Raw genomic sequence first — 4,946 nt, 5'->3', positions numbered from 1 at the left:
GCCGCGACGCCGACCGCGACGAGCGCGGTGTGGAACAGGATCCCCGTCGTGACGCCGAGCGCGGCGCGCAGGCCGGCCGTTCGATCCTCGATCCCGCGGGAGAGCACGTACAGCGTGTCGGGCCCCGGCGTCACGACGAGCGTCGCCGCCGCCAGCAGGAACAGGGCGTACGTCGAGGGGTCGACGGCGAGCGCCGTGCCGGTCATTACCTCGGAGAGCGGACTCCGCCGAGAAAAATCGACCGGCCGGGTCGCGGACGACTGACGCCTCGCCGTCGCTCGCGGTTGCGGCGTCGACAGAAATGGGTTGGGGCGGATTTGAACCTCGGTCGCTCCGCTCGCTGTCGCTCACTTCGCTCCCTGATTCGAATCCGCGGCACCATTTCGTCGACGCGGACCGCTCGCTGCCGCTCGCGGTTGCGACGTCGACAGAAATGGGTTGGGGCGGATTTGAACCGCCGGCCTCCTCCATGTCAAGGAGGTGTCATAACCGGACTAGACTACCAACCCGAGGGGGCTTACTGACGCGTTTCGTCGTATCCGGGGGACGTAATTGAACCTTTCGTTTCGAACGGCGACGGCGCGGCGCGGTCCCCCGATCGCCCGCCGCTCTCCTGCGGCGATCCGAGCCGCGGTAACGGATTCTCTCGACCGCGCCGGCGCCGCCGCGGACGGCTTTCGACCGCTTTTACTGGATCGACGAGAGTCGGTCGGTATGGTCGATCTCGACGCCCGCACCGAGAGGCTCGACGCGTATCTCGACGACCGCGGGCTCGAAGCGGTCTGGTTCGCCAAGCCGAACGGGTTCGCGTGGCTCACCGGCGGCGACAACGTCGTCGACGACGACGCCGACGTCGGAGTCGCGGCCGCCGGCTACGACGGCGCGCTTCGCGTGATCACGGACAACGTCGAGGCGGAGCGGCTCGCCGCCGAGGAGCTCCCCGACGCGGTCGCCGTCGAGTCGTTCCCGTGGTACGCCGACTCGCTGGCCGGGGCCGTCGCGGAGCGCTCGCCCGCGCCCGCCGCCGCCGACTTCGACGTCCCGGGGTTCGAGCGCGTCGACGGGAGCCGCCTGCGCCAGCCGCTCACCGACGACGACGTCGAGCGCTACCGCGAGCTGGGCCGCGAGGCGGCCGCCGCCGTCGAGACCGTCTGCCGCAACCTCGAGCCCGAGGACCCGGAGTACGAGGTCGCCGCCGGGATCGACATCTCGCTCGCCTCCCGCGACGTCGACACCCCCGTGGTGCTCGTCGGCGGCGCGGAGCGCGCGCGGCGCCTCCGCCACTACACGCCGAGCGACGCGACGCTCGGCGACTACGCGCTCGTCTCCGTCACGGCCGAGCGTGCGGGGCTCTACGCCTCGCTGACCCGGACAGTCGCCTTCGACGCCCCCGACTGGCTGGAGGCGCGCCACCGCGCCGCGGCCCGCGTCGAGGCGACCGCGCTCGCGGCGACGGAGGCCGCGGCGGACGGCAGTCTCACGGACGGGGACGCCTCCGACACCGCCGGGGACGTCTTCGACGCGATCCGCGAGGCGTACGACGCCGTCGGCTTCGCCGACGAGTGGCGCGAACACCACCAGGGCGGCGCCGCGGGGTTCGCGGGCCGCGAGTGGTTCGCCGCGCCCGGGAGCGACGAACCGGTCCGACGGCCGATGGGCTATGCGTGGAATCCGACCGTGCAGGGAGCGAAGAGCGAGGACACCCACCTCGTCGCGCCCGACTTCACCGAGACGCTGACGAAGACGGGTCAGTGGCCGACTCACGAGGTCGAGCCGGTCGACGTCGAGGGGGTCTCGACCGAGCCGCGAGAGCTGTCGGCGCCGGTGATTCGGTGAGGCTAGCGCCGGTGATCCGGTGAGGGCGGTGCCGGAACCGCCGGACTCAACCGGGGCGGCCTCGCGGACTAGTAGACGTACTCGCTCTCGTCGATGCCGACGTAGTCCTTCTTGACGCGGCGCTTGTTCCACCTGTAGCCGAGCAGGAGCTTCACCGACTCCCAGCCCGAGCGGTACGGCTGCGCGAGGAGGCCGTCGCCGGCCTCGGCCGCCAACATGGCGTCGGCGGCGCCGATGATCCGGTTCCAGTTGTCCGGGTCGTAGTCGGCGACCATGTCGGCCATCGTCACGTTGCGGACGACCTCGTCGCCGATCGCCTCCTTCCAGCGCCTGTTGTACGGCGCCATGTCGCCCGCGGCGGCCAGCTCGCCGGCGATGGCGCCGGTGCGGACCGCCACGTGGTCGCCGCCCTCGTGGAAGGCGGAGGTCGTCCCCATCGCGCCGCCGACCACCGCGACCCCGGCGTCCGTCGGCGAGTCGATCGGACGGGTCGACGAGATCGGATACGTCTCGGTGCCGTTCCGTTTGCCCGCCTCCTCGACGAGCGGGAAGTCCTCCTCGATATCGTACTCGTCGCCGTACTGCCACTCCAGCAGCCGTCGGACGTACTCGCCGCCCTGCGGGATCGACTCGTCGTCGGGCTCCAGCAGGGCGTACGCGTCCCGGTCGAAGGCGTCGACGTCGAGGCCGATCGGCATCGTCAGCCCGACCCGACAGACGCGGTCGTCGTTCGGGAAGATCCACGGATACGCCGTCTCGCCCGGCATCACGCCCCACCAGAAGACGAGCGCGTCTTCGACCTGCTCGTACACCGCCTCCGGGACGCGTCGGTACTCCTGGTAGGCGATGTGGTTCGCCGTCCGGGAGGCCAGCCGCTCGGAGGCGGCCGCGTCCGCGGGGAGGTACTCGTCGAGCACGCGATTCGTCACGGTGCGCTGCGGGCCGTCGGCGAGCACGAGGAAGTCGGCCCCGACCGACTCGCCGGAGGCGAGCTCGACGACGTGACGGGGATCGCCGCTCCCGCCGGTGCCGTCGGTCCCGCCCGACCCGTCGCTCGGGTCCGCCGACAGGTCGGTGTCGACGCCGCGGACGGACACGCCCGCGCGGTACTCGGCCCCGGCGTCCTCGGCGCGGTCGCGGAGCCAGTCGTCGAAGCGCGCGCGCTGGAAGGTGTAGCCGAACTTGTCGTACGACGAGTCGATACCGGTGGAGGTGAGCGTCGCCGCCTCGTCCGGCCCGCGGAACTCGGCGCGGGTCAGCTCCCGTTGGACGACGCCGTCGTCGAACTCGTCGGGGTGGATCCCCATGATGTCGACCCAGTAGTCCAAGATCCCCGCGGCGTCCGTCGAGTCGGGGCCGAGCCCGTCGCGGTCGGCCCGCGGCACCCCCTTCTCGAGGACGAGGGCGTCAGCGCCGCCGGTCGCGGCCGCGTGCGCCGCGGACGCGCCGGCCGGACCGCCTCCCACGATAGCGACGTCTACGCGTTCCATATCCCGTGAGGTCACCCTCCGGCTATTAAATTCACGGTCCCTGACGGGGCGAACCGAACGCCTCGCCCGCGGCGGCGATCCGGACTGCGCGGACACCGGTCGCCGCGGCGGGTCGTTCAGGGACGTTGACATGGGTGTCAGCGGGCGAAAAGACACGTTTTTAGACCGCAACGAGATTTGCTCCGATACCAATGGCACGCGAGACGTGGGCGACGCGGGCGGGGTTCATCCTCGCCGCGGTGGGTAGCGCCGTCGGGCTCGGGAACATCTGGCGGTTCCCGTTCATCACCGGCCAGTACGGCGGATCGTCGTTTCTGATCACCTATCTGGCGTTCGTCGCGCTGATCGGGTTCCCGGCGATTCTCGTCGAGTTCGTGATCGGCCGTCGGACCGACCGGAATCCCGTCGGCGCGCTGCGGGAACTCGGCAGCGGCGCGTGGTCGTACGCCGGCTGGCTGTTCGTCGCCACCGGCTTCATCATCCTGTCGTACTACAGCGTCGTCGCAGGCTGGTTCCTCCGGTACACCCTCATCGGACTCACCGACGGGTTTACGATCACCGACCCGGCCGAGGCGGAGGCGCTGTTCGGAACGGTCTCGACCGGCCTCGACACGCTCCTGTTTCACGCCGCGTTCATGATGCTCGTCATCGGTATCATCGCCGCCGGCGTCAGGCGCGGCATCGAGCTGGGCGTGAAGGTGATGGTGCCCGCCATCCTGGTGTTGCTGCTGGGGCTGGCCGCCTACGGGTTCACCCTCGACGGCGCGAGCGCGGCGTACGGGTACTACCTCTCGCCGGACTTCGGAACGATCGCGGCGAACTGGACCGAGATACTGCCCGCCGCCGCCGGACAGGCCTTCTTCACCCTCTCGCTCGGGATGGGCGTGATGATCACCTACGCCTCCTACCTCGGTGAGGACCGGAATCTGGCGTCGGACGCCGGCGTCATCGCCGCACTCGACACGCTCGTCGCCGTCCTCGTCGGGTTCGTCGTCTTCCCCGTTCTCTTCACCGTCGGCATCGAACCGGGCACGGGCGGTCCCGGGGCGATCTTCGTGAGCCTCACCTCGGCGTTCGCCGGGATCCCCGGCGGACGAGCCATCGGCGTCGTCTTCTTCGGCATGGTCGGGATCGCGGCGCTCTCGTCCGCGATCAGCATCCTCGAAGTGCTCGTCTCGTACCTGATCGACGAGCTCGGCGTCGCTCGCGTCCCCGCCGCGGCGGCCATCGGCGTCGCCGTCTTCCTGCTCGGCGTCCCGGTGACGATCGACCTGATATTCCTCGACCTGTACGACAAGCTGGCGGACGGCATCCTGCTCGTGCTCGGCTCGCTGCTGCTCGCGCTGTTCGTCGGGTGGGTGATCCCCGAGATCGCCCGCGACGAGCTGGAGAGGGGCATCGGCGACATCGGCGGGCTCGGGACCGCCTGGCTCTGGATCGTGCGCGTCCCCATCGTGATCGTCGTGCTCGTCTCGCTGTACCTCGGTATCGTCGACTACGCCGGGTTCCTCACCGGCGGCTTCGCGGACTGGCTGGCGGCGCGCTGAGCGTTCCACGCCCCACCGCGGAACCGAGTTTTCGCGTCGATCGGCCCCCGGCCGAGGGGTCACTCGCGCCGCA

At 70.6% G+C, this 4,946-nt stretch carries 4 protein-coding genes and 1 tRNA gene; 2 read left to right on the top strand and 3 right to left on the bottom strand.

The annotated features are described in order from the left end of the window. A partial coding sequence (locus DJ75_RS17730; protein WP_176451480.1) for a LysE family transporter occupies positions 1 to 206 on the bottom strand: 206 nt, incomplete at its 3' end. Between the two features lie 228 nt (positions 207 to 434). Continuing rightward, positions 435 to 509 (bottom strand) — tRNA-Val (locus DJ75_RS17725). A gap of 205 nt (positions 510 to 714) precedes the next feature. On the opposite strand from DJ75_RS17725, the gene DJ75_RS17720 reads away from it, so the two are divergent. After that, complete coding sequence (locus DJ75_RS17720) at positions 715 to 1,836, top strand: Xaa-Pro peptidase family protein (RefSeq protein WP_094525834.1); 1,122 nt, start codon at positions 715 to 717, stop codon at positions 1,834 to 1,836. A 68-nt stretch (positions 1,837 to 1,904) separates the two neighbouring features. Here the strand turns inward: DJ75_RS17720 and DJ75_RS17715 are convergent, their stop codons facing one another. Further along, positions 1,905 to 3,326 (bottom strand): NAD(P)/FAD-dependent oxidoreductase, encoded by a 1,422-nt coding sequence (locus DJ75_RS17715; RefSeq protein ID WP_094525833.1) that lies wholly within the window; start codon positions 3,324 to 3,326, stop codon positions 1,905 to 1,907. Between the two features lie 191 nt (positions 3,327 to 3,517). Here DJ75_RS17715 and DJ75_RS17710 point away from each other — a divergent pair, with 191 nt between their 5' ends. Beyond that, the gene (locus DJ75_RS17710; RefSeq protein ID WP_094525831.1) at positions 3,518 to 4,873 is read left to right on the top strand and encodes a sodium-dependent transporter; all 1,356 of its coding nucleotides are present in this window, start codon (positions 3,518 to 3,520) and stop codon (positions 4,871 to 4,873) included. Positions 4,874 to 4,946: the final 73 nt, after the last annotated feature.

The organism is Halorubrum sp. Eb13 (assembly GCF_002252895.1).
In the GTDB taxonomy this organism is placed as follows: Archaea; Halobacteriota; Halobacteria; order Halobacteriales; family Haloferacaceae; genus Halorubrum.
Note: the sequence above shows the minus strand (reverse complement) of the source record. Positions and strands in the feature narration are given on the sequence as shown.